Annotated in this window: 21 protein-coding genes and 1 pseudogene; 10 read left to right on the top strand and 12 right to left on the bottom strand. The window is 72.1% G+C overall.

The features are described from left to right. The 3 genes and pseudogenes from ABD691_RS31035 to ABD691_RS31025 form a co-directional block, all read right to left on the bottom strand. Positions 1–328, bottom strand: a pseudogene (locus ABD691_RS31035) (vWA domain-containing protein); the annotation flags it as partial. Between the two features lie 12 nt (positions 329–340). Continuing rightward, entirely contained in the window at positions 341–1,225 is an 885-nt protein-coding gene (locus tag ABD691_RS31030; RefSeq protein ID WP_344685824.1) for an AAA family ATPase, read from the bottom strand. 574 nt (positions 1,226–1,799) lie between these two features. After that, a complete protein-coding gene (locus ABD691_RS31025) occupies positions 1,800–2,366 on the bottom strand; it encodes a TetR/AcrR family transcriptional regulator (RefSeq protein WP_344685823.1) in 567 nt (188 codons plus the stop codon). Positions 2,367–2,425: 59 nt separating this feature from the next. On the opposite strand from ABD691_RS31025, the gene ABD691_RS31020 reads away from it, so the two are divergent. The 3 genes from ABD691_RS31020 (at position 2,426) to ABD691_RS31010 (ending at position 3,835) form a co-directional block, all read left to right on the top strand. Continuing rightward, the gene (locus tag ABD691_RS31020) at positions 2,426–2,953 is read left to right on the top strand and encodes an SRPBCC family protein (RefSeq protein ID WP_344685822.1); all 528 of its coding nucleotides are present in this window, start codon (positions 2,426–2,428) and stop codon (positions 2,951–2,953) included. Continuing rightward, entirely contained in the window at positions 2,950–3,504 is a 555-nt protein-coding gene (locus ABD691_RS31015) for a suppressor of fused domain protein (RefSeq protein ID WP_344685821.1), read from the top strand. Before ABD691_RS31020 ends, ABD691_RS31015 begins: the two co-directional genes overlap by 4 nt. Before the next feature lie 103 nt (positions 3,505–3,607). Next, positions 3,608–3,835, top strand: a complete 228-nt coding sequence (locus ABD691_RS31010) for a PspC domain-containing protein (RefSeq protein WP_344685820.1) — start codon at positions 3,608–3,610, stop codon at positions 3,833–3,835. A gap of 46 nt (positions 3,836–3,881) precedes the next feature. On the opposite strand, the gene ABD691_RS31005 is transcribed toward ABD691_RS31010, so the two are convergent. The 6 genes from ABD691_RS31005 to ABD691_RS30980 all read right to left on the bottom strand — a co-directional run bounded on the left by ABD691_RS31005 (position 3,882) and on the right by ABD691_RS30980 (position 11,335). Beyond that, on the bottom strand, positions 3,882–5,858 hold the full coding sequence (locus ABD691_RS31005; RefSeq protein ID WP_344685819.1) for a glycoside hydrolase family 84 protein: 1,977 nt from the start codon (positions 5,856–5,858) through the stop codon (positions 3,882–3,884). Between the two features lie 213 nt (positions 5,859–6,071). After that, positions 6,072–6,743 carry a copper homeostasis protein CutC gene (locus ABD691_RS31000; protein WP_344685818.1) on the bottom strand — a complete coding sequence of 224 codons (672 nt, stop codon included), beginning with the start codon at positions 6,741–6,743 and terminating at the stop codon, positions 6,072–6,074. A 75-nt stretch (positions 6,744–6,818) separates the two neighbouring features. Then, positions 6,819–8,453, bottom strand: coding sequence for a chaperonin GroEL (gene groL / locus ABD691_RS30995; protein WP_344685816.1), 1,635 nt, complete (start codon positions 8,451–8,453; stop codon positions 6,819–6,821). Positions 8,454–8,701: 248 nt separating this feature from the next. Next, on the bottom strand, positions 8,702–9,955 hold the full coding sequence (locus tag ABD691_RS30990) for a serine/threonine protein kinase (protein ID WP_344685814.1): 1,254 nt from the start codon (positions 9,953–9,955) through the stop codon (positions 8,702–8,704). Between the two features lie 149 nt (positions 9,956–10,104). Then, positions 10,105–10,320, bottom strand: a complete 216-nt coding sequence (locus tag ABD691_RS30985) for a cold-shock protein (protein ID WP_344685812.1) — start codon at positions 10,318–10,320, stop codon at positions 10,105–10,107. A 331-nt stretch (positions 10,321–10,651) separates the two neighbouring features. Next, positions 10,652–11,335, bottom strand: a complete 684-nt coding sequence (locus ABD691_RS30980) for a TIGR00266 family protein (protein ID WP_344685810.1) — start codon at positions 11,333–11,335, stop codon at positions 10,652–10,654. A 204-nt stretch (positions 11,336–11,539) separates the two neighbouring features. Between ABD691_RS30980 and moeA the strand changes: the two genes are divergently transcribed. The 5 genes from moeA (at position 11,540) to ABD691_RS30955 (ending at position 20,222) form a co-directional block, all read left to right on the top strand. After that, positions 11,540–12,784: a molybdopterin molybdotransferase MoeA gene (moeA, locus tag ABD691_RS30975; protein ID WP_425565198.1), complete on the top strand. Its 1,245-nt coding sequence runs from the start codon at positions 11,540–11,542 to the stop codon at positions 12,782–12,784. Between the two features lie 65 nt (positions 12,785–12,849). Beyond that, positions 12,850–14,817: a M48 family metallopeptidase gene (locus ABD691_RS30970; protein WP_344685809.1), complete on the top strand. Its 1,968-nt coding sequence runs from the start codon at positions 12,850–12,852 to the stop codon at positions 14,815–14,817. Between the two features lie 1,064 nt (positions 14,818–15,881). Continuing rightward, entirely contained in the window at positions 15,882–16,592 is a 711-nt protein-coding gene (locus tag ABD691_RS30965) for a phosphatidylserine decarboxylase (RefSeq protein WP_344685807.1), read from the top strand. After that, on the top strand, positions 16,589–17,527 hold the full coding sequence (locus ABD691_RS30960) for a CDP-alcohol phosphatidyltransferase family protein (protein WP_344685805.1): 939 nt from the start codon (positions 16,589–16,591) through the stop codon (positions 17,525–17,527). Before ABD691_RS30965 ends, ABD691_RS30960 begins: the two co-directional genes overlap by 4 nt. 460 nt (positions 17,528–17,987) lie before the next feature. Continuing rightward, positions 17,988–20,222, top strand: coding sequence for an AAA family ATPase (locus ABD691_RS30955; RefSeq protein WP_344685804.1), 2,235 nt, complete (start codon positions 17,988–17,990; stop codon positions 20,220–20,222). Positions 20,223–20,277: 55 nt separating this feature from the next. Here the strand turns inward: ABD691_RS30955 and ABD691_RS30950 are convergent, their stop codons facing one another. Then, on the bottom strand, positions 20,278–20,904 hold the full coding sequence (locus ABD691_RS30950; RefSeq protein ID WP_344685802.1) for a LytR C-terminal domain-containing protein: 627 nt from the start codon (positions 20,902–20,904) through the stop codon (positions 20,278–20,280). Continuing rightward, positions 20,904–21,353, bottom strand: coding sequence for a DUF3263 domain-containing protein (locus tag ABD691_RS33820; protein WP_425565197.1), 450 nt, complete (start codon positions 21,351–21,353; stop codon positions 20,904–20,906). The genes ABD691_RS30950 and ABD691_RS33820 overlap by 1 nt, the downstream gene beginning before the upstream one ends. Before the next feature lie 163 nt (positions 21,354–21,516). Here ABD691_RS33820 and ABD691_RS30940 point away from each other — a divergent pair, with 163 nt between their 5' ends. Further along, positions 21,517–22,092, top strand: a complete 576-nt coding sequence (locus ABD691_RS30940; RefSeq protein ID WP_344685800.1) for a peptide deformylase — start codon at positions 21,517–21,519, stop codon at positions 22,090–22,092. Positions 22,093–22,300: 208 nt separating this feature from the next. On the opposite strand, the gene ABD691_RS30935 is transcribed toward ABD691_RS30940, so the two are convergent. Next, positions 22,301–22,879, bottom strand: coding sequence for a Uma2 family endonuclease (locus ABD691_RS30935; protein ID WP_344685825.1), 579 nt, complete (start codon positions 22,877–22,879; stop codon positions 22,301–22,303). Between the two features lie 375 nt (positions 22,880–23,254). On the opposite strand from ABD691_RS30935, the gene thiC reads away from it, so the two are divergent. After that, on the top strand, positions 23,255–24,907 hold the full coding sequence (gene thiC, locus ABD691_RS30930; protein ID WP_344685798.1) for a phosphomethylpyrimidine synthase ThiC: 1,653 nt from the start codon (positions 23,255–23,257) through the stop codon (positions 24,905–24,907). Positions 24,908–24,933 lie beyond the last annotated feature (26 nt).

Genomic DNA, 24,933 nt, shown 5'->3' with positions numbered 1-24,933 from the left:
CGGCCAGCGGCTCCGCCGCGTCCTCGCCCGCGCCCGCGGCGGTCAACGCCGCGATGCGGGCCGGACGCGGCGCGGAGCGCCCGGCGGCCGGGGCCGGGAGCGGGGTTTCGCCGAACCAGCACGCGAACGCGGTGTCGTAGCGGGGGATGTCCTCGGGTTCGGAGCAGAGCGTGAGCCTGCCCGCCCAGTACAGGGAGTCCCGGTCGTCGATGCCGACGTGCCCGGCGGCGGTCAGGAACGCCTGCACGCGGGAGGGTCCGCAGGCCATGCCGGAGTGCCGGAGGGCGCGGGCGAAGCCCACGAGCCCGGTCAGCACCCGGTCGGCCACCACGTTCTCCCGTCAGTCGATCTGCAATCCGGCGGCACGCACCCGCTCGGCGTCCTCGCGGTACTTGAGCACGGCACCGAGCGTGCTCGCGGCGACCTCGGTGTCCAGCTCCTCGCGGCCGAGCGCCTGCAACGCCTGCGCCCAGTCCAGTGCCTCGGCCACGCCCGGCGGCTTGAGCAGCTCCAACTGGCGCATCCGCTGCACGGTCGCGGCGACCTGCCCGGCGAGCCCGGCCGAGATCCCGGGCAGCCGCCTGCGCAGGATCGCCACCTCGCGGTCCAGGCCCGGGTGCTCCAGCCAGTGGTAGAGGCAACGCCGCTTCAGCGCGTCGTGCACTTCGCGGGTGCGGTTGGAGGTCAGCACCACGATCGGCGGCTCGGTGGCCCGGACCTCGCCGTACTCGGGGATGCTCACCGCGTACTCGGAGAGCACTTCGAGCAGGAACGCCTCGAACTCGTCGTCGGCGCGGTCGATCTCGTCGACCAGCAGCACGCACGGCGCCTCCTGCAACGCGCGCAGCAGCGGGCGGGCGAGCAGGAACCGCGAGGTGTAGAGGGACGACTCGGCCGCGCCCGCGTCCAGCGCGCCGCCGGAGGCGGCCTCCAGCGTGCGCAGGTGCAGCAGCTGGCGCGGGAAGTCCCAGTCGTAGAGGGCCTGCGCGGCGTCGATGCCCTCGTGGCACTGCAACCGGATCAGCTCGACGCCGAGCGCGCTCGCCAGCGCCTGCGCGAGCGCGGTCTTGCCGGTCCCGGGCTCGCCCTCGCACAGCAGCGGCCTGCGCATCCGCATGGAGAGGAAGGCGGCGGTGGCGATGCCGTCGTCGGGCAGGTACCCGGTCGCGTCCAGCGCCGCCGCCACGTCGGCGGGCGACTTCATGCCCAGCGGGTCGTCGACCATGCCGCGAGCGTATCCGCCGGGGCGGCGGAAAACACCGGTCGAGCCGGGGCGCTCGGGGCCGGGCCGTGGGCGCAACGGCGGACTCCGGACCGTTCGCATGGGCCGGGCCGGGGGCTCGGCGGCATGCGCCCTTGGGCCGAACCGATCCGCACTGGGCGACATGAGCCTCAGCCCGGCCGCGCGCTCGACAGCATGAGCCCCGGCCCGAACCGATCCGCACTCGACGGCATGAGCCCCAGCCCCGGCCGCCCGAGCCCGACAGCCTGAATCCCGGCCCGAACCGATCCGCACTCGACGGCATGAGCCCCAGCCCCGGCCGCCCAAGCCCGACAGCCTGAATCCCGGCCCGAACCGATCCGCACTCGGCGACATGAGCCCCAGCCCCGGCCGCCCAAGCCCGACGGCACGAGCCCCAGCCCGAACCGATCCGCACTCGACGGCACGAATCCCGGCCCGGCCGTCCGAACCCGACAGCACGAGCCCCGCCCGAACCGATCCACGCTCGACAGCGAGTCCAGCCCGCCCAACCGCAGGAGCCGCGGCCTCTCCCGCCGAAACCGTCCACACTGGAGACTCAACCGAGCAGGTCCCGCGCGGCGTCGGCCGCGACGTCGGCCTCGAAGGCCGGGATCTCCTCGCCCCGCAGCAGGTTCCGCCGCACCACCGCGTACGGCAGGTCGACCACGGCGAGCTGGAAGCGGGACATCTCCCGCTTGCGCGTGAAGCCGAGTTCCGCGCCGAGCCTGCGCATGGCGGCGAAGACCTCCTCGTTGGCCGCCGCCAGCCGGTCTCTGGCCTCCTGCGGCCAGTCGGGCTCGCCGAACGCTCTCGCGCCCGCCAGCAGCACCCGCGCTTCCGGGACGTTCCGCCGCGACCACTCGACCACGTGCCGGGCACCGGCGACCGGGCCGCCGGAGTCGAGCGCCGCCAGGAATCCCGCCTGGAACCGGGTGACGGTCCGCAGCCACAGCTCGGCCAGCAGCGCCGGCTGGTCGGGGAACCGGTGGTAGACCGATCCGCTCGGCGCCCGCGCCGCCCTGGCCACCGCCGCCATCGTCACCGCCCTCGGCCCGCCCTCGGCGACGAGTCCGACGGCCGCGTCGAGGAGCTTGTCCGCGTCGTGTCGTGGTGGCCTGCCCATGTTGTGGAGACTATGCTCCAATTGAGTTTTAGAGAGACTTCTCCAATAAGGAGGCCGCCATGCAGGTCCACAACACGCACGTCCGCCGACTGCCCGCCGACCCCGAGGAGGTCGGGCGGCTGATCGACTCGCTGTCCGCCGAAGACGACCGGCTGTGGCCGCTGGACTGGGGGCCGATGCGGTTCGACCGGCCGCTGGACGTCGGGGCGGTCGGCGGGCACGGCCCGGTCCGCTACCACGTCGTCGGCTACGCGCCGGGCCGCTGGGTGCGGTTCCGGTTCACCGCCCCGCGCGGTTTCGCCGGCTTCCACGAGTTCTCCGTGCAAACCGGCGGCGAAGGCGCGGAACTGCACCACCTGCTGTCGATGCGCGCCCGCGGCTGGGCGGTGCTCACCTGGCCGCTGTTGTGGCGGCCCATGCACGACGCCGCGCTGGAGGACGCGCTCGACCGGGCCGAGCGCGATCTGACCGGAACCGTGCGGCGGCCCGCGCGGTGGTCGCCGTGGGTCCGGGCGCTGCGCGCCGCGCTCGGCTTGCCCCGCCGCAGCGGCGAGTCCGCGCAACGCCCTACGATCTCCGGTACATGAGCCGGTTCAGCGGACTTCCCGCCCACATCGAGACCCACATCGGTCCGGTCCGGGGCGCCGACAGCAGTCGAGCCGGTGGCCGGGACCGCGGCTACCACCTCGTCTACTGCGACCACCACGACCGCACGCGCGTGTCGGTCCTGACCAGCGGCCTGCGGGACCACACCGCGGGCGCACCGCTGCCGCAGGAACTCGTGTGCACGGTGCACTCCGCGCAGGAGCGCTACGCGCGGCACCTCACCGGGGTGATCGCCGAACTGCTCACCGAGTCCCGCAGCCGCGTCGGCTACGGCGCGCTGATCATGAACGACCGCGCGCTGCTGCCGGAAACCGAGATCAGCGGCGCGCTCGCCGCACCCCACCCGTACCTCGGCGACGAGTTCGACGTGCTGCTGCACGACGGGAAACCGGTGCTCCAGCTGATCACCCTGCTGCCGATCACCCGGGGCGAGGCGCAGCTGGTCGCCCGCTACGGCAGCGACGTGCTCTACGACCGGTGGGAGGCGCAGGGCGTCGACCTGCTGGACGTCCACCGGCCGACGGTCGGCTGACCTGGCCCCGGGGGTCCGGTGACCGGCTCCTCGGGGTCCGGTCCGGGTCGCGCCGGGGTTGTTCCCGGAGGTCGCGGACCGCGCCGCCGCGCACGATGGCGGTATGAGCGAGAACGCCAACGTGCACTACTTCAACGCCCAGCGGAGCAGCCGGAAGTTCCGGCGCAGCCGGGAAAACGTCATGATCGCCGGTGTGTGCAGCGGCGCGGCCCGGTCCCTCGACGTCGACGCGGCCCTGATCCGGGTGGTCCTGGTCGCCGCAGCGCTGCTGGGCTTCGGGACCGGGATCCTGCTCTACCTTGCCTGCTGGCTGATCGTCCCGCAGGAGTGATGACGTCCGAGGCACCGCCGCTCAGGACGAGCCCGATTCCACCAACTCACCGCAGGCCCGGGGCCTGCTGGATGAAGACGTCCAGCACGCCGTCGGCGACCCGGACCGGGCCGTGCGGACGGGTCTCCCCCGGGATGGTCTCGATCCGCCCCGCCTGCTCGGCGAGCCTCGCGGACTCGCGGAACCGCTCCTCCGCGCCCGGCGCGTCGCCGCCGGTCCGGGCCTCCAGCCCGTCCAGCGCGGCCAGCAGCGACCGGCCCCACAACACCGTCGCGTCCAGCCACGGCGCCGCGTCGGAGACGAAGTCCGGCGCCGCGCCTGCCCGGATGCGCCCCGGCGCGTCCGCGATCGCCTGCGCGTACGGCCGCAGCTCGCGGACCGCGCCCGCGCGGTCGCCCGCGCCCCACATCTCGTGGAACCGCGCGGTCCGCGCCGCCAGCGCCGGTGCCGGTTCCAGCCACGGCCTGCCGTTGGCCAGCGGCGCCATGTGCTCCAGGTCGAAGAACACCAGCAGCGACTCGGCCACCGCCGGATCCGCCGTCAGGCCCGGGCGGGGCCCGGCCAGCCGGTCGCCTGCCAGGTACTCCGCCGCCGCGCGCCAGGCCCGCTGCTGGTCGAAGTCCAGGTCGTTCCAGGCGAAATCGGCCGCGCCGGTCTCGACGACCTTGCTCGCCGCCGCCTGGTTCATCGGGTTGACCACGTCGCCGACGAGCTGGTCGCCCAGGCCCGGCTCGCGCTTGGCGTAGGTGCCGAGCATCAGCCGCCCGACCGACTTGTCGAAGTCGTTGACCGGGTAGTTGTCCCACAGGAAGACCTTGCGGCCCCAGACCTGCTCGGCCTTCCGCGCGTCGGAGACGGTGATCCGGCGCGGGATCACGCCGTCACCGGTCCACATGACCAGGACGCGCGGGTTCAGCCCCTCCCGCAGCGCCGTCTTGTACGGCGAATCGTCCACATCGGAGTACTCGGTGGGCACCATCTGCAGCGGCGAGACGTCCGGGTGGGTCGCGACGAACTCCCGCTGCACGTGGTTGAGCAGGTCGGTCTGGGCCTGCCCGGCCGCGCCCTCGGACGGCTGCCCGTAGCGCTGCTCGTCCTGCGCGCAGTTCCAGCGGGTGTAGGAGATGTCGTCCAGCGGGACCGAGAAGTCGCGGACCCCGGCCTCGTACATCGCCTGGAGCTTGCCCACCAGAGCCTGCGGATCGCGCGGGTCGCTGTAGCAGATCGACGTGCCGGGCGAGAGCGCGAAGGTGAACTTCACGTGGTGCGCCGCCGCCTGCCCGATCAGCTCCTTGACCTCGGCGAGCTTGTCCGGCGGGTAGGGCTCGCGCCAGCGCTCGCGGTGGTACGGGTCGTCCTTCGGCGCGTAGACGTAGGTGTTGAGCTTGACGTCGCCGTAGAAGTCGAGCTGGTCCATGCGTTCGGCGTGCGTCCACGGGCTGCCGTAGAAGCCCTCGATGCTGCCCCGGATCGGCATCCGCGGGTGGTCCACCACGCCGACGCCGGAGATCCGGCCGGGCGAGGCGAGCTGGCGCAGCGTCTGCACCGCGTAGTACGCGCCCGCCGGATCGGACGCGCCGAGCACGAGGACCGGGTTCGGCCCGCCGCGACCGGCCAGCACGTACCCCTCTGGCGGCATCGGGATCGGGGCCTCGAAGCCGAGTTCCTGCAACGTCTTCGTGACGGTCGGGGAGCCGCGGTCGCCCAGCCGGACCGACAGCGCCACGCCCTCCGCGGGCTGCCCCGGCTCGCGGACGACCACGTCCTCGGCTCCGGCGGTCCGCAGCACCCGCGTCGCGAGGTCCCTGGCCGGCCGATCGGCCATCGGATCGACGACCAGCTCGACCCGGCCGTGCACGGCGATGTCGTCGCCGAGCCGGACCAGCTCCCGCGGCTGCGGGGTGACCTGCGGGATCTCGGCGGGCGGCAGCGCCGTCGTCGCCGGACCGGGCGAGGGCGGCGGACCCGGCTGACCGCCGGTGCACCCGGCCAGCAGGACGACCGCGCCCGTCAGCGCCGCCACCCAGCCAGACCTGGACTGGCCGCACCGCGACGACTGGCCGCGCCGTGACGACTGGCCGCGCCGCAACGACTGGCCCCGCGGCGACGACTGGCCGCACCGGGACCTGCGCGAAATGGACATGCGCGAACCTCCGCCGATCATCGTTCCCACCAGAACATCACACGGTCGACCCCCGCGCGTCACCCCGGCAGGTGGACCTGAACCGCTTCGCTCTCAGCTGACGAGCGCCCGCCACCGCCGGACGCGCTCCGCGCTCACCGGCTCGGACCACCCGCCGCGGGCCCCGCTGCCGATGTGGAAAGCCGTGACGCCGGCGGCCCGCAGCTCGGGCAGGTGCTCCTCCCGCAGGCCCCCGCCGACCAGCAGCGTGACCCCGTCGACGTCCTGCTGCTCGGCCCGTTCCCGCAGGTGGGCAAGGCCCTCGCCGACTCCTTCGGGGTCTCCGGCCGAGAGCACGCAGTCCGGCCCCAGCGACACCGCGTGGTCCCAGGCGAGCCGGGGGTGCGCGGCGTGGTCGACCGCGCGGTGGAAGGTCCAGGCGCACTCCGGGCCGAGCTCACCGACGACCGCGCGGGTCGCGCCCACGTCGACCTGGCCGTGCTCGTCGAGGAACCCCAGCACGAACTCGGTGGCCCCCAGCTCGCGCAGCTCCGCGACGCGGGCGCGCAGCGCGTCGACGTCCGCGGCCAGGAAACCGGTGTCCTCGCGGACCATCACCCGCACCGGCAGGCCGGTCGCGGCGAGGACTTCGCGCACCGCGGCCGGATCCGGGGTGAGCCCGTCGGAGGCCATGTCGCGGACCAGCTCCAGCCGGTCCGCCCCGCCGTCCTCGGCGGCCTCCGCGTCGCGGGCGTCCAGCACGATGACCTCCAGCAGCGCAGCCATGCCCGGACCGTACCCAGGCAGCACGAAGGGCCGCTCCCCGAGGGGAACGGCCCTTCGAAACCTGCGGAGCAGGACTTACATCATGCCGCCCATGCCGCCCATCGGGTCGGCACCGGCAGCGGCGCCCGCGGACTCCTTCTCCGGCTTGTCCGCGACCACGGCCTCGGTGGTCAGGAACAGCGCGGCGATGGAAGCGGCGTTCTGCAGCGCCGAACGGGTGACCTTGGCCGGGTCGATGATGCCCGCGGCCAGCAGGTCCTCGTACTCGCCGGTCGCGGCGTTGAGGCCGTGACCCGGGGTCAGGTTCTTCACCTTCTCCGCGACGACACCGCCCTCGAGGCCGGCGTTGATGGCGATCTGCTTCAGCGGGGCCTCGACGGCGAGCTTGACGCTGTTGGCGCCGGTCGCCTCGTCACCCTCCAGCTTGAGGCCGTCGAACGCGGCCACGGTCGCCTGCAGCAGGGCCACGCCACCACCGGCGAGGACACCCTCCTCCACGGCGGCCTTGGCGTTGCGGACCGCGTCCTCGATGCGGTGCTTGCGCTCCTTGAGCTCGACCTCGGTCGCCGCACCGGCCTTGATCACGGCCACGCCGCCGGCCAGCTTGGCCAGCCGCTCCTGCAGCTTCTCGCGGTCGTAGTCGGAGTCCGAGCGCTCGATCTCGGCGCGGATCTCGTTGACCCGGCCGGAGATCTGCTCGTCGCTGCCCGCGCCCTCGACGATGGTGGTCTCGTCCTTGGTGACGACCACCTTGCGCGCCTGGCCCAGCAGGGACAGGTCCGCGGTCTCCAGCTTCAGGCCGACCTCTTCGCTGATGACCTGACCACCGGTGAGGATGGCCATGTCCTGCAGCATCGCCTTGCGGCGGTCGCCGAAGCCGGGGGCCTTGACGGCGACCGACTTGAAGGTGCCGCGGATCTTGTTGACCACCAGGGTCGCCAGGGCCTCGCCCTCGACGTCCTCGGCGATGATCAGCAGCGGCTTGTTGGACTGCATGACCTTCTCCAGCAGCGGGAGCAGGTCCTTGACGTTCGAGATCTTCGAGCTCAGCAGCAGGATGTACGGGTCGTCCAGGGACGCCTCCATCCGCTCCGAGTCGGTCACGAAGTACGGCGAGATGTAGCCCTTGTCGAAGCGCATGCCCTCGGTGAGCTCCAGTTCGAGCCCGAAGGTGTTGCTCTCCTCGACGGTGATGACGCCTTCCTTGCCGACCTTGTCCATCGCCTCGGCGATGAGCTCGCCGATCTGACGGTCGCCGGCGGAGATCGCGGCGGTGGCGGCGATCTGGTCCTTGGTCTCGATCTCCTTGGCGCTCTTGAGGAGCTGCTCGGCGATCGCCTCGGTGGCCTTCTCGATGCCGCGCTTGAGCGCGATCGGGCTGGCGCCGGCCGCGACGTTGCGCAGGCCCTCGCGCACCAGCGCCTGGGCCAGCACGGTGGCGGTGGTGGTGCCGTCACCCGCGACGTCGTCGGTCTTCTTCGCCACCTCCTTGACCAGCTCGGCCCCGATCTTCTCCCACGGGTCCTCGAGCTCGATCTCCTTGGCGATGGAGACGCCGTCGTTGGTGATGGTCGGCGCGCCCCACTTCTTCTCGAGCACGACGTTGCGGCCCTTCGGGCCGAGCGTCACCTTGACGGCGTCGGCGAGGGTGTTCATGCCGCGCTCAAGACCGCGGCGGGCGTCCTCGTCGAACGCGATCATCTTGGCCATTGCGGTGTGGTCCTCCACCTGTCTGGACGCCGCGGAGGACAGGTACTTCCCCGCGGCAGGACTCGTGCTCGGCCAGGCTCGGTGCCCGCGACGGACGACCGGACGGCGGCGCCGTCGTGTGGCACCGCCGAGAACGGCCTCACCGTCCCGACCTGGCACTCAACCTTGCTGAGTGCCAGTACCGTGTTTAGCACTCACTCACGGCGAGTGCAAGCGAGAAGCGGCTGGTGGGTGACCCGCCGCCTGGCTCAGCCGCCGACCGTCGGCACCGCGGTCGGGATGTCGTTGCTGTTGTACGACGAGGTCTCCGTGGTGGTCGGCTCGCTGCCGCCGCTGCCGGAGCCGGACATGTTGGCCATCACGATGAACAACACCACAACCACGATCAGCGCGACCGCGGCCAGGATCGGCACGATCCACTTCGCCGGGTTGCTCTGCCTGGTCGCGAACGACGAGGAGCCGACCGGCATCGGCGGGCGCAGCCGGACCGGGTCGTTGCCCGGGGGCGGCAGCGGGCGCGGCGGCTGCTGGTACTGCGGCTGTGGTTGCGGCTGGGGGGCCGCCGGGTACGGCTGCTGCGGCTGCGGGCCCGGGTAGTGCTGCACCGGCTGCGCGCCGGAGGGCGGACCGGTCCGGACCTCGCCCTGCCTGCGCGGGGTGCCGTCGCCCGCCACCGGCGCCAGCGCCGCCTTCGCCGCCACGATCAGGCCCTTGCAGGTGGAGTAGCGCTGGTCGGCGGTCTTGGCCATGCCCCGGCGCAGGACGTCGTCGATCTCGGCGGGCAGCACCACCAGCGAGGTCACCTTCGGCGGCTCGCCCTGCAGGTGGCCCTGGATGACCTCCTGCACCTGGCCCTGGAACGGCGGGCGGCCGGTGAGGCAGGCGAACAGCATGCAGGCCAGCGCGTACAGGTCGGTGCGGCCGTCGACCGGCTCACCGCGCAGGTGCTCGGGCGCGGCGTAGGTCGGCGAGCCGAGGAAGTCGCCGGTGCTGGTGCGGTGCCCGGTGGCGCCGCGCCGGGTCAGGCCGAAGTCGGCGAGGTAGACGTGCTCGCTGGACGACTCGCGCGAGGTGACCAGCACGTTGGCCGGTTTGAGGTCCAGGTGGACCAGGCCGCGCTCGTGCAGCATGTCCAGCGCTTCGGCGACCTGCCCGAGCAGTTCCAGCGCGCGCTGCGCCGAGATCGGCCCGTCCTTGATCTTGCTCGCCAGGTCGGAGCCGTCCACCAGCCGCATCGCGATGTAGAGCATGCCGTCGACTTCCCCGAAGTCGTACAGCGGAACGATGTTGGCGTGGTCGATCGCCGAGGTGTTGCGCGCCTCGTCGACGAACCGCTCGCGGAACTCGGCGTCACCGGTGATGTGCTCACCCATGACCTTGAGCGCGACCTTGCGGCCAAGGCGGGTATCGGTCGCGCGGTACATCACGCTCATCCCGCCGCGACCGAGCACTCCGTCGATCTTGTAGTGGCCCAGACGACGTCCGGTGAGGTCTTCCGACACGCGAGGCAGCCTAACGTTTCGCGGTTCCACCCGTCTGCGGGTTCCACCGAGGCGTGACCACCCTGATGCCCGCAGGGGCCTGGTCGGTGACGCTCAGCGCGCCCGCGGCCCGGCCGGCGAGCGGATCGCGAGCCGCGGGCGGGCCGCTCTCACTGCCTGCTGTCGAGCTTGCGCACGCCGTCGGCCTGGCTGCGGCCGTCGCGCCCCGCTTTCACCTCGAATTCCACCCGCTCGCCTTCGGCCAGCGTGCGGAATCCGGACATGTTGATCGCGGAGTAATGGACGAACACATCGGGCCCACCGTCAGTCGCGATGAACCCGTAGCCCTTCTCCGAGTTGAACCATTTGACCGTGCCGACCGCCACGGCGTCCTCCCTGGAAATGTGATGCACGGCGCATTGCACGCCGATGGAGCACGAGCAACGCTACCCGAGAAAATGGATCTCGTCGCGGGTTCGGCAATGCAACTTTTCCGCGAAACACTGGGCCGAACGGGTGTTTTCGACGGCCACACTCAGTTATCGATCTGCCGGTTCGATCTTCTGGCGGCGGCCGACCGCGAACTCCGATCCCCTCGTCGTACCAATGCGGATTCCCCGCTCAGCCGATTCAGGAACCCGGTCGCGCGGCCGGCCCCACCGGGCCTGCGCTGTTCCACCGGGTGACGCGGCGCGCAAAAACAACCGGATTGGGCGGTCAGGAACGCGCGCCCAATCCGTTTGCCTGCAACCAGGTGACCAGACCGCGCGGATTCCTGGTCTGGGTCAGGACCTGTCCGGGTCCGGCGAAATCGAACACGAGTCCTTCACCGCTCTTGAGGGACTGCGTTATTCCCTGATTGATCTGGCGCAGCCGGGTTTGCACCGTGTCGGCATATGCCACCACGTGCCCGGTATCGATGGTGACGAACTCACCGGGTTGCAGGGTCATCACGTCGAGCGCGCCATAGCAGGACACGAGCGCCGGACCCTGCCCGGCGAGGTGGGTCATGAATCCGCCCTCACCCCCGAACAGGTTCTGGAACCCGCCCCACTGCGTTTCCATCTGCACGGTGCTCGCCGACGCCAGCCAGCAGCCCCGGGTCACGCACCAGCCGGTGCGGCCGTCGAGTTCGAGCACGTTCAGGTCGCCGGGCAGGTTCGGCGCCACGTCCACCCAGCCGCCCTGCTGCGGCGCGGTGTAGGTGGAGACGAACAGCGACTCGCCGCCGAGCGCCGCCCGCGCCAGCGACTTCAGGAACCCGCCCTGCGCGCGGGCCTCGACGGTCACGCCGTAGCTGGTCGCGAACATCGCGCCGGACTCGACCTGGACCGGCTCCCCCGGCGCAAGCATGAGCCTCGCCACGCCGAACGACGGGGTGTGACGGGTGCGTACCTGCACGTGAATCCTCCTTCGAAACCGTTCGCTGGCCGGCTCGCGCGGCGGAAGCCCTGCCCTGTCCGAAGCCCTGCTCGGTCAAAAGGACCTGCTCTGTCAAAGACCTGCTCCGGGCAGCTGCGCGCGGTCACGCCCCCAGCGTTCGAAGTCTGCCACGCCCATCGCCCGATGGGATTGCGCACGCCACTGAGGACAGCGGCGGGGGCGATGACCGATCATCGGGGCGTGCCGAATGCAACCTCAACGCCCGAGCCGATGCCGGTCGTCGACTACCAGCGCAGGATCGCCGACCTGCTGGTGCCGACCCCGGTGGAGTCCCTGCCGGTGGCCGACTGCCTTGGGCTCGCGCTGGCCGCGGACCTGACCGCGCCGATCCCGCTGCCGCCGTTCGACAACTCCGCGATGGACGGCTACGCGGTGCGCTCGGTCGACGTGGCCGGGGCGAGCGAGCAGTCCCCGGTGCTCCTCCCGGTCCCGGAGGACCTGCCGGCCGGGCGGGTGCAGAACCCGCCGCTGCAACCGGGCACCGCGCACCGGATCATGACCGGCGCCCAGGTCCCGCCCGGCGCGGACGCGGTGGTCCCGGTCGAGCGGACCGACGGTGGCGTCTCCGAGGTGCGCGTCCGCGCGTCGGCGGCGCCCGGCGCGCACATCCGCCGCGCGGGCGAGGACGTGCGGACGGGCGCGACCGTGCTCACCCGCGGCACCTCGCTGACCCCCGCGCAGCTCGGGGTGGCCGCCGCCGTGGGCACGGAGAAGCTGCCGGTGCACCGGCCGCCGCGGGTGCTGGTGCTGTCCACCGGATCGGAGCTGGTCGCGCCCGGAGAACCGTTGCAGCCGGGGCAGATCTACGAGTCGAACGGCCTGATGCTGGCCGCAGCGGTGCGCGAGGCCGGCGCGCACGCGCGGTTGCTCCGGTTCGTGCCGGATGACGTGAACGCGTTCCACGCCGTGCTCGCTCCGGAACTGGACTCGACCGATCTGATCCTCACTTCGGGTGGAGTCAGCGCCGGCGCGTACGAAGTGGTCAAGGACGCCCTGACCGGCAACGGCGTGGACTTCATGAAGGTCGCGATGCAGCCCGGGATGCCGCAGGGATCGGGGCGCTACCGGGGCGGGCCCGCGGTGGTGAGCCTGCCGGGCAACCCGGTCAGCGCGATGGTCTCGTTCGAGGTCTTCGTCCGGCCCGCGCTGCGCGCGGCGGCCGGGCACCTGCGCACCCGGCGGGAGATCCGCTCCGCGACGATCACCGAGGAGCTCAGGGCGCCCGCGGGCAAGCGGCAGTACCGCAGGGCTCGGTTCGACCCGGCGACCACCACCGTGACCCCGCGCGGCGGGCCGGGTTCGCACCTGTTGTCCGCGATGGCCGGATCGAACTGCCTGATCGAAATCCCGGAGAGCACCCAGCTCATCCCGGAAGGGTCCACAGTGGACGTATGGTTGACGGATTGACGACCGATCGTTTTCCGCGAAGACTGCACCCCCACCCGCCCCCCTCGACCGGGAGTTAGAGCACATTGCGTGGCCCCTGGCGCGCCATCCTCGCGTTGGCGCTGCACATCGGCTTCTTCGCCCTTCCGATCGGGCTCGTCCTCGGACTGCTCGCGATCGCAGCGCTGACCTTCGGCTACGACCGCGGCGGCGGCCTGCGCGCCGCCCTCGCGGCGGTCGTGGTCGGCGCGGTGATCGCGGTCGGGCTGCGCGCGGTGCTGCGCACGCGCAACCAGCCGCGCGGCGTCGCGGTGGACAGGTCGGAGCAGCCCGGGCTGTGGAAGGCGGTCCAGTCGATCGCCGACGCGGCCGGGGCGCCCGCGATCCACGAGGTCCGGATCACCTCGGAACCGCACGCGGGCGTCCGCGAGGACACCGCGCTGCTGGGGCTGCGGGTCCGGCGCCGGTACCTGGAGATCGGCCTGCCGTACCTGGCCGGACTGACCGTCAGCGAGCTGCGCGCGGTGCTGGCGCGCGAGATCGGCCGGTTCTCCGGGAGCCGCAGGCTCACCGCCATGGCCCACCGGGCGGCGACCAGCGTCGAGCGGACCGCGGACGGGCTCACCGGCGGTCCCACGAAGTGGCTGTTCGCCGGCTACGCCCGGCTGCTGACCGCGACCGCGGCCACCACCGCGGGCGACCTGGAGCTGACCGGCGACGCGGTGTCGGCGCGGGTCGCGGGCAAGAAGGCCGCGGTCACCGCGCTGCGCAAGACGACCGCGATCGGGTTCGGCTGGCGCGAGTACGCCGAGGAGTACCTGAGCATGGCCGTCAGCGTCGGACGCACCCCGGACGTGCTGCTCGGCTTCCGGTCGTTCATGGAGAACCCGGAGCGCAAGCCGCGGCTGGCCGAGCGGGCGAAGCAGGCCATCGCCGAGGAGGTCCCCGCGGGTGACCACACGACGACCAAGGTGCGCATCGACGCGATCAAGCGGGGCGGTGGCGGCGACCGGGAGGTCGACGACAAGCCCGCGTTCGCGCTGCTGCGCTCGCCGCGCAAGAGCGTTCCCGAGCTGGAGGACCGGCTCCTGGTCGACGGCCTCGGCCCGCGGGTGCCGTGGCCGGAGCTGGCGCGGCTGGCGGGCGCCGAGCAGGTCCACCAGCAGGCGGCGCTGCTGAGCTCGGCGGTGTCCCAGAGCGGGGTCAGCGCCGACCCCGCGATCGGCGGCATCCTCCAGGCCGTGCACCGGGGCGAGGGACCGGACCTGATCAACCCGGCGCTGAACCCGGGCCTGGACCCCGGCCGCGTCGCGGAGGCGGCGGTCGACACCCTCACCGAACTGCTCGGCGGCGCGGTGGTCGACTCGCTGGTCTGCGCCGGTCGCGCGCACCACGAGCTGAACTGGGCCGGGCCGTCGGTCGTGCGGCTGGCCAGCGGGCGCCCGCTGGACCCGGACCGGCTGGTCCGCCCGGCGGTGGCCGATCCGCGGCTGGTGCCCGGGCTGCACCGGGCGCTGGTCGAGCTCGGCGTCGCGCTGAACCACCGCAGGCCGCCAGCGGCGGAGCCGGAGGCGGAGTCGGCGGGCGTCGTCAGCCCGGTCGAGTGCGCGGGCGAGCGCTACGACCTGGTGGTCACCGACCGCGGGTTGCTGCTGCTGCCGTCACGGGCGAGCACCGCGCAGCGGCTGCTCGCGGGCGCTAGCGCGCGGGCGCGGCGGGCCGAGCAGCGGGAGCTGGCGGAGCTGGCCGAGGCGGCGGTGGCCGACCTGCGGGAGCGCGCGGGAGCGCAGTGGGTGGACAGCCGGGACGTGGCGTCGGCGAACCTGGTTCAGGAGCGCCGCGGCTGGTCGCTGTCGCTGGAGCTCTACCTGGACGACTACGCGGTGTCAGCACTCGACGAGGGCGTGGTGCGGGCCGGTCCGGACGACTCGGCCGCGGTGGCGCTGCGCAGCACGGCGGACTCCGTCGAGCACGGCGACCCCTACGGCGGGCTGGGCGAGCTGATGGGCGCTCGGATGGTGGTGGACGACCAACGCGACTTCGCGGACGGGTGAAGGATGTTCCCCCTGTTCCTGACGCTTCGTTACTGAACGTGGTCTGAATGTCCTCCGATAGCGGCTACGGACTTTCTGTGAACTCAATTACACTGGAAACCGCGTAACAACCCGTGGATCTGCTACATCTCAGAGATGTCCGCCTTTCCCGGATCCGAACGGGATCGAGCCGGACCGGGACCGTGTGCCGTCGGGGGGTGCACGGACCCATATCGGGGGAGGCCGTTTGGCGCCAACGGGGAGGCGCTTGGCGGTCGCGGTGTCGGAGCGGCACCGGCGCTTCGGGGGCGCCGGTCCCGCTCCGGCATCAACGTCTTCGGCGCGGTGGGCTGGTTGGAGCGACGGTTTCGTCGCGGTTGGCGCACGGGGGCGCACGTCTTCGCAGCGGACGGGCTGGGTGGCCCGTGTTTTGCTGCCGGTCGGCGCACGCGGGCGCACGGCCGGGCTGGTTGGCCTCGCGTCTTGGCCGCTGTCGGTCCGCCTGACGCCACGTCTCCGCCGCGGCTGGCCCGCCCGCTCACGTCGCCGTCGCGGTCGGCCTACCTGAACCCGCGTCGCCGCCGTAGTCGGGCCACCTGAACTCGCCTCTCCTCCGCAGTCGGCCCCGCCTGAACCCACGGCTTCGCCGCAGTCGGCCCACCCGAACCCACGCCTTCGACACGGCCGGACTGCCTGACCCCACGTCTTGGCCGCAACCGACCCGCCCACTCACGTCACCGCCGCGATCGGGCCCACCCGAACCCGCGTCGCCGCCTCGGCAGGCGCGCCTGAGCCCGTGCCCGGGCGGCCGTCGGTCCGCCCGAAACCGGCGTCTTCCTCACGATCGCCCCGCTCGTGCCCACGTCCTCGCCGCGCTCCGCCCGCAGGGACCCCGGCCGCGCCGGCTGGTGAGATTGCCCATCCCGTGCTGGTCAGGCGGCATTTGTTGATCAACTGCGCACCCTCTCGCGGGTAGTCTGGTCGCGTCCGCGATGCTGTACCGACGACACGGTGGCGACGGCCGCCGCCCGCGGTGGGCCCATCCCGCCGCACCATGACCTCCGACGCAGGGGCGTAGTACCTCGATGAGCACCGAGCAAGAACCGAAGACAAGCCCGCTGGCGCACCTGGTCGCGCTCGCCCGCGACACGGTTCCGCCGATGCACCCGGCCGGTCGGCCCTTCGTGCTCGGCGCCGCCGTCGCAACCCTGCTGCTGCGTCGCCGCTGGCGCCGCGCCGGGGTCCTCGGGGGCATCCTCACCGCCTGGTGCGCGTGGTTCTTCCGCGAGCCCCGCCGCACCACCCCGAACCGCACCGGGATCGCGGTGGCTCCCGCCGACGGCACGGTCGCGCACGTCGAGCAGGCCGTGCCGCCCGCCGAGCTCGGGCTCGGCGACGCGCCGATGACTCGGGTCAGCGTGTTCCTGACCATCTTCGACGTGCACGTCCAGCGGATCCCGCTCGCGGGCGAGGTCGCCAAGGTCGCCTACCGGCCGGGCAAGTTCCTGTCCGCCGACCTGGACAAGGCCAGCGAGGACAACGAGCGCAACTCGATGCTCATCCGCGGCGCGGACGGCACGAGCGTCGCCGTGGTGCAGATCGCCGGGCTGGTCGCCCGCCGGATCGTCTGCTCGGCCGCCGAGGGCGACCAGGTCCTCGCGGGCCACACCTACGGGCTGATCCGCTTCGGCTCCCGGGTCGACCTCTACGTCCCCGCAGGCAGCCGGGTCCTCGTCGAGCCCGGCCAGCGCACCATCGGCGGGGAAACCGTCGTCGCCGAACTGGCCCGCGCATGAGCATGCGCGACACCCCCGGAGTCCGGCTGCTGCCCAACGCCGTCACCGTGCTGGCGATGTGCGCCGGCCTGTCGGCGGTGATGTTCGCGCTCAACCAGCAGCCGACCGGCGCGATCGCCGCGATCGCGGTCGCGGCGGTGCTGGACGCGCTGGACGGCCGGATAGCACGCCTGCTCGACGCCACCACGAAGATGGGCGCCGAACTCGACTCGCTGTCCGACGCGATGTCCTTCGGCGTCGCGCCCGCGCTGACGCTGTACGTGTGGCAGCTGCAGGACAACCGCGCGGGCTGGGTCATCGCCCTGATCTTCGCGGTCTGCATGGTGCTGCGGCTCGCCCGCTTCAACACCCTGCTCGAGGACACCGCGCAGCCGCCGTTCGCCAAGGAGTTCTTCGTCGGCGTGCCCGCCCCGGCGGCCGGCCTGCTGGCGCTGCTGCCGCTGGTGCTGACCGCGCACTTCGGCTACCTCGGCTGGTGGGCGCAGCAGCCGGTGGTGATGGTGTGGATGGTCGCGATCGCCGCGCTCGCGGTCAGCCGCGTTCCGACGCTGTCGCTCAAGACCGTCCGGGTCCCGCCCAAGGCTGCGGCCCCGCTGCTGGTCGCGGTCGCCCTGCTCGCGGCGGGGATCATCACGTTCCCGCTGATCTCGCTGGTGATCGCGCTGGTGGTGTACCTGCTGCACATCCCGTACGCGGTGTACCGGTACCGCTGGCTGGCCTCGCACCCGGAGGCGTGGGAGGCCGCGCCGCGGGAGCGGCGGGCGATCCGCCGCCGCGCGCAGCGGCGGCTGGGCCTCCGGCCCCCGCTGCGGCGCAGCGTCGCGGGGGCGTCGCCGCGGGTGCGGCTGCCTCGGCGGAGCAGTCGGCCCGAGGGGCCTCGGTTGAGCTGGCGGCGGTTGGGGCTTCGGCGGGATCGTGGGGGGCCTGGGCGGTGAGGGTCGTCTCCGGGGGCGGAGGGGCTTTGGCGGTTTAGCTGCGGTTTCGTGGGGTTTTCCGGGGCTCTCGCCGACCCCGGACCCCCGGCAGGTCTCCGGGACCGAAGCGGCTCTGCCGGTTCGGAGTCCGGTAGGGCTCGTGGTTTCTGGGGCCCTCGCCGGCCCCAGACCCCCGGCAGGTCTCCGGGATGAGTCCTCGATCTCCGCTGCGGTTCGGTTGGGGTGGTTCTCATCCCGTCGACCTCCACGGAGGGCTATCAGACCGCGTCAAGGGGGCCGTTCTGCTTGGGCGCTGCGGTTTTCTTGTCTGTGCCCCCTTGACACGGTCTGATTGGGCTGGCGCCAGGTCGACGGGATGAGAACCAAACCCCTCCCTCGTGGGTGGGGACCTCTTCCAGCTCGTGCGTTCTTTCGGTCACCGCCGCCTCCCGCTTCCCGGCTACCGACCTAAGCTGCGGGAGTGGCTTCGCTGACGCTCACCGCTCGCCTTTCCCCGTCCGCGACCGACACGCGTCGGGGTGTCGTTCGGCTGCACCCCGAGGTGCTCGACGCGCTCGGGCTGCGGCCCTGGAGCGCGGTGCAGCTCACCGGGAGTCGGGTGACCGTGGCGCTGGCCGCTGCTGCTGCGCCCGGTGGGCCTACCGGCGTTCTGCTGCTCGACGACGTCGCGTTGGCGAACCTCGGGCTTGCCGAGGGGGCCGAGGTGGGCGTCGCTCCCGCTGAGGTCTCGACCGCTCAGCGGATCTCCGTTTCCGGTTCTCGGATGGCGACCGCCACCGTCTCTCCTGAGACCGTTCGGTTGGCGTTGACCGGCAAGGTCTTCCGCACCGGTGACACCGTCACGCTGTTGCCGCAGGACGTCTCGCCTGCTCGTTCGGGCGATGCCGGTGAGGTGCGGCGCAAGTTGTCCGCCGCTATCGGCATGACCTGGACCAACGAGCTCATCACGATCACCGCTACCGAGCCCTCCGGGGCCGTCGCGGTCAAACCGTCCACTGTGGTCGAATGGCGGGACGGTTCCGTTCCCGGGCCGGGCTCCGGACCCGGTCAGGGCACCGCGGTTGATCAGGGCCCCGCGCCCGTCCGAAGCCCCGCTCCCCCCGCCGAACCGGCCGTCGCGGTCTCCGACCTCGTCGGCGCCCGCGACACCGCCGGTCGGCTCGCGGAGTGGCTGCGCCTCTCCTTCGAACAGCCCGACCTGCTCCGCAGGCTCGGCGCCCAGCCTCACCTGGGCGTGCTGCTCAGCGGCCCCTCCGGAGTCGGGAAGGCCACTCTCGCCCGCGCCGTGGCCGGTGAGGTCGGCGCCGAGCTGGTCGAGCTGAGCGCGCCGAGCGCTGCCGCGCTGGAGGCCCGCACCGCGTCGCAACGGGTCCAGACCGCGCTGAACCAGGCAACGGGCATCGCCCAGGGCGGCGGCCGGTGCGTCCTGCTGGTGACCGATGTGGACGATCTGCTGCCCGCCGCCGAACCGCCTCCGCTGGCGACCGTCGTCCTCGACGCGCTCCGCACCGCGATCGGCACCGACCGGCTCGCGATCGTGGTCACCAGCGCGCAGCCGCAGTCGGTCGACCCGCGGCTGCGCGAACCCGGGCTGGTCGACCGGGAGCTGACCATCGGCCTGCCCGACGCGGCGACCCGCGCCGACCTGCTCCGGGTGCTGCTGCGCAACGCTCCGCTGGCCGACGACGTCCGGCTCGGCGAGGTCGCCGAGCGCACCCCCGGGTTCGTGGCCGCCGACCTCGTCGCGCTGTGCCGGGAGTCCGCCGTCATCGCCGCGCTGCGGCAGCAGGACGGCGCTGCGGATCCCGTTCTGGGGCAACAGGATCTGCTCGACGCGCTGGCTTCCGTCCGGCCGATCTCGATGTCCACATCGGACAACTTGCAGACCGGTGGCCTCACCCTCGACGACGTCGGCGACATGACCGAGGTCAAGCAGTCGCTGACCGAAGCCGTGCTGTGGCCGTTGCAGTACCCGGATTCCTTCACCCGGCTCGGCGTCCAGCCACCTCGCGGCGTGCTCCTCTACGGCCCGCCCGGCTGCGGGAAGACGTTCCTGGTGCGGGCGTTGGCGGGCAGCGGGCGGCTCAACGTGCTCTCGGTCAAGGGCGCGGAGCTGATGGACAAGTTCGTCGGCGAGTCCGAACGCGCCGTGCGCGAGCTGTTCCTGCGGGCGTCCAATGCCGCCCCGGCGCTGGTGTTCCTGGACGAGGTCGACGCGCTGGCACCGCGGCGCGGGCAGTCGTCGGACTCCGGCGTCGGCGACCGCGTCGTGGCCGCGCTGCTGACCGAGCTGGACGGCGTCGAACCGCTGCGGGACGTCGTCGTGCTGGGCGCGACGAACCGGCCCGAGCTCGTCGACCCCGCCCTGCTCCGGCCCGGACGGCTGGAGCGGCTGGTCTACGTCCCGCCACCGGACGCCGACGCGCGGGAGGCGATCCTGCGGTCGGCGGCGAAGAACACCCCGCTCGCGTCCGATGTGGACCTCACCGCGCTGGCCGGTTCCCTCGACGGCTACTCCGCCGCCGACTGCGCGGCGCTGATCCGCGAGGCCGCGCTCACCGCGATGCGGGAATCCCTGTCCGCGGCGGAGGTTTCGGCCGCGCACCTGGCGACCGCGCGCGGCGCCGTCCGCCCGTCGCTGGACCCCGCGCAGCTCGCCGCTCTGGAGGCGTACGCCGACACCCGCCGCGAGTGACGGGATTTTCCCGCGGTGGCCCCGCTTTGCGGGCGCGGGGCCAATCAGCCGGTTCTCACTTCCCAGCCGGGCCCTTGTAGTCGTTGGTCACGATCGCGATCACGCCGGGGCTCGCGCCCTCGATGCCCTGGAACCGCGGCTCCAGCCGGGCGCCGAACAGGGCGGCGACCTCCCTGGCCTGCGCCTCCTCCTCGGTACCCGGGCGGAAGTAGATCGTCGTCGTGTAGATGCGCCCCGCCGAGTAGTTGCCCACCTCGGGCACGTCGTACCCGGCGCGGCGGAAGTCCTCGGACGCGCGGTGCGCCAGCCCGGCGATGGTGCTGTTGTTGTAGACCCGGACAACGATCCGCGGGCTTCCCTGCTCTGATCCCGTTTCCCGCGGCGGCACGACGACCGTCGGCGCGGGCGGCTGCTGGGACGTCGGCTGGGGCGCCGGCGGCTGTGCAGCCGGCGGCTGGACAGCGGTGCTCGAAGGCACCTGCGGCGGGACCTCCGGCCGCGGTTCACCGGGCGGCTCGGCGACCGCCGACGAGGCGGGCGGCGCGGGCTGCGCGGTGTCGCCCGGCTCTCCGGACACCGCGGTGGTCACGCCGAGAACGGCGGCCAGGACGCCGACGCCGATCAGCCCGAATCCGGCGAGCCTCGCCTTGCTCGGCCCGGAGGCCGGTTCCCCAGAAGTCATCAGTCCAACTCGATTCCCAGATCGCGAGCGGCCCGGACGCGCTGCCGGCTCGCCCGCACCTTACGCAGTCGCTTGATCAGCATGGGGTCCGCCTTCATCGCGGCCGGATCGTCCAGGATCGCGTTGAGCAACTGGTAGTAGCGCGACGGCGACATGTCGAACAGCTCGCGGATCGCCTGCTCCTTTCGCCCCGGCCGCTTCCACCACTGCCGCTCGAAGGCGAGGATGCTCAGCTCCCGCTCACCGGGACCGTCCGCGGGCAGATCGGGCAGCCGGTCGTGGTCGGCGGAGGCCGGAGCGGGCAGCTGTTCGGTGATCCGGGCGATCGGCTGGGTCACCGGCTCGGCGAGCCGCAACCGGCGACCGGAAGCTTCCGAAAACTGTTCGCGTTGCTGTACCGTTCGGGCGAGCTGCTCGCACTGGCGAGCGATTTCCTGCGCGGTCAGCATCTGGGCGGCGTCCATCTGACTCCTCGCCTAGCGATCGGGATCCCCGCGTCCGCCGGAATCACACGAGTGTGATTCCGGCTGCCATTACACCACGTTCGCTCCCGCGACGTGGTCGCATCACGCCTGTCGGTAGCCGCACACCGGAGCCGATACCCTGCCGTGCATGGCTGTTCACCCGATCCGCATCGTGGGCGACCCGGTGCTGCACCACCCGACGCGCCCGGTCGAGACCTTCGACGACGAGCTGCGCGCGCTCGTCGACGACATGTTCGAGACCATGGCCGCCGCCAACGGGGTCGGGCTCGCCGCCAACCAGATCGGCATCGACCTCCGGCTGTTCGTCTACGACTGCCCGGACGACGAAGGCGTCCAGCACCGGGGCGTGGTGGTGAACCCCGAGCTGGAGACCTCCGAACTGCCGGAGAGCATGCCCGATCCGGACGACGACTGGGAAGGGTGCCTTTCGGTTCCCGGCGAATCGTTCCCCACCGGACGGGCGTCCTGGGCGAAGGTCACCGGGTCCGATGTGGACGGAAAGCCGGTCGAGGTCGAGGGCACCGGGTTCTTCGCCCGCTGCCTCCAGCACGAGACCGACCACCTCGACGGGTACCTCTACCTGAACCGGCTGATCGGCAGGCACGCGCGGGCCGCGAAGAAGGCGGTCAAGCGCAACGGCTGGGGAATTCCCGGGCTCAGCTGGGATCCCGCCGAGGAGGGCGACCCCTTCGCCGACGAATAGCGCGACACTGTGCTCGAACTCGTCTTGCGTGGCGGCGCGGGTGGCGGAACCTCAGGCGTCCGCTGGCTGCGGGATCGCAGACTCGCGTATGTCCGCCAATACGCGACGCTAGCGCTGTCCTCGCCAGAGAACGCCTGAGAACCCGCGGCGGTGCCGGTTGCGTGCTTGGGCCAAGCGGCTGCGCCGCTTGAAGATTCGGGAATAGCGCTCAGAACTCGGCGGTGTCGAGGATGAAACCGATCGGCTCGGGCAGTTCGACCACGCCGCCGAAGGGCACTTTCCGGGAATCGCGGTACGCCGCGTTCGCCGGATCCGAATGCAGTTCCAGCACCGGACCCTCGGGCGCGCGGGGATCGATCAGCAGGTAAACCGGAACCCGCGCGTGCGCGTAGCTCCAGAGCTTGATCTCGCGGTCCTTCGCGGACTGCTCCCCCGCCGCGATCTCGGCGACCAGCCACGCCGTCTCCGCCGGGACCGAAACCGGGTCCGGCGAGTGCTGCGCACCCCCCGCGACCACCAGGTCCGGGATGAACAGGCTGCGCCGGGACGGGATCACCACGCTGGCCATCCGGTGCACCAGCGCGCCGCCCGGACCACGCTCGACGAGGTGCCGGTAGAGGACGTCGGCGATCAGCCGGTGCCGGTATTCCGGCGGCGACGCGGGCACCAGTCGTTCCTCGATCAGCTCCAGCCGCCAGCCCTCGGGAATGTTGAGGCCCCGCCACGCCCCGACCAGGTAGTCCCAGTTCGCCCACAGCGGCGCCTGCTGATCACAACGGGTCTCCATCACGTCGCGCAGGGTACAACTCGTGATCCCGGGCTTCGGCGGCGGTCGCGGATTCTTCGGGAATATCGAAGGAAATTCAAGAATTGGGCGCGCGGGTCGGCGTAATGCCCCCGTGATCGACATCCGGGGCCGCCCGCGCGGCGCGCGGACTTTTTCCCGGGGCGCGTCCCCGCAGTTCACGCCGGGCGGGCCGGCGTCAGCGGGGTGACCCGGGGTTGGCATCCGGCGGACTCGCGGCTAACGTCTGGGCCCGACAACGACACATCGCGGGAGCTCGCACCAACAGCGGGCTGAGAGGGTGGCTGGACTTCTGCGTCCGGGGCCGCCGACCGCCTGAACCTGACCGGATAATGCCGGCGTAGGGAGTGAACGGCCTTGGCCGACGTGCGCCCGAACCTGTCCGAAAGCGGCGAGCACACCATCACCACCGGGCCCATCAGCGGCTCGCGCAAGATCCACAACACCACCGAGTCCGGCCTCCGGGTGCCGATGCGCCGCATCGAGCTGTCCAACGGCGAGCACCTCGACGTCTACGACACCTCCGGCCCGTACACCGACGACAACGCCGAGATCGACGTCCACAGCGGACTCCACCGGCTGCGCGCCGGGTGGACCGACGGACGCGAGCACCGCACCCAGCTCGGCTGGGCCAGGGCGGGCGTGGTCACCCGCGAGATGGAGTACATCGCGGCCCGCGAGAACGTCACCCCGGAGTTCGTCCGCGCCGAGGTCGCCAGCGGCCGGGCGGTGATCCCGGCCAACCGCTGCCACCCGGAGAGCGAGCCGATGATCATCGGCAAGAACTTCCTGGTGAAGGTCAACGCCAACATCGGCAACTCCGCGGTGACCTCCTCGGTCGAGGAGGAGGTGGAGAAGATGGTGTGGGCCACCCGCTGGGGCGCCGACACCGTCATGGACCTGTCCACCGGCAAGCGCATCCACGAGACCCGCGAGCAGATCCTGCGCAACTCGCCGGTGCCGATCGGCACCGTGCCGATCTACCAGGCGCTGGAGAAGGTCAAGGGCGACCCGGAGAAGCTCACCTGGGAGATCTACCGGGAGACCGTGATCGAGCAGTGCGAGCAGGGCGTGGACTACATGACCGTGCACGCCGGGGTGCTGCTGCGGTACGTGCCGCTGACCGCGCAGCGGGTCACCGGGATCGTCTCGCGCGGCGGGTCGATCATGGCCGCGTGGTGCCTGGCCCACCACCAGGAGAGCTTCCTGTACACGCACTTCTCCGAGCTGTGCGAGATCCTGCGGGACTACGACGTCACCTTCTCCCTCGGCGACGGCCTGCGCCCCGGCTCGATCGCCGACGCCAACGACCGCGCGCAGTTCGCGGAGCTGGAGACCCTCGGCGAGCTGACCCACATCGCCCGCGCCATGGACGTGCAGGTGATGATCGAGGGCCCCGGTCACGTGCCGATGCACAAGATCGCCGAGAACGTGCGGCTGGAGGAGGAGCTGTGCGGTGAGGCGCCGTTCTACACGCTCGGCCCGCTGACCACCGACATCGCTCCCGCCTACGACCACATCACCTCCGGCATCGGCGCGGCGATGATCGCCCAGGCCGGGACCGCGATGCTGTGCTACGTCACGCCCAAGGAGCACCTGGGCCTGCCCAACCGGGACGACGTCAAGGTCGGCGTGATCACCTACAAGATCGCCGCGCACGCCGCGGACCTGGCCAAGGGTCACCCGCGGGCGCAGGAGTGGGACGACGCGCTGTCGAAGGCGCGGTTCGAGTTCCGGTGGAACGACCAGTTCAACCTGTCACTGGACCCGGACACCGCGCGCTCGTTCCACGACGAGACGCTGCCCGCCGAGCCCGCCAAGACCGCGCACTTCTGCTCGATGTGCGGGCCGAAGTTCTGCTCGATGAAGATCACCCAGGACGTCCGCAAGTACGCCGAGGAGCGCGGGCTGACCAGCGTCGAGGCCATCGAGGCCGGGATGCGGGAGAAGTCCGAGGAGTTCTCCGGCGCGGGCGGCAAGGTGTACCTGCCGGTGGTCGAGGCGAGTTGACCCGTCCGGGGCGGTTCCCGCGGTGG

The organism is Saccharopolyspora taberi (assembly GCF_039534165.1).
GTDB lineage: Bacteria > Actinomycetota > Actinomycetes > Mycobacteriales > Pseudonocardiaceae > Saccharopolyspora_D > Saccharopolyspora_D taberi.
This window is presented reverse-complemented; position numbering and strand designations above follow the sequence as displayed.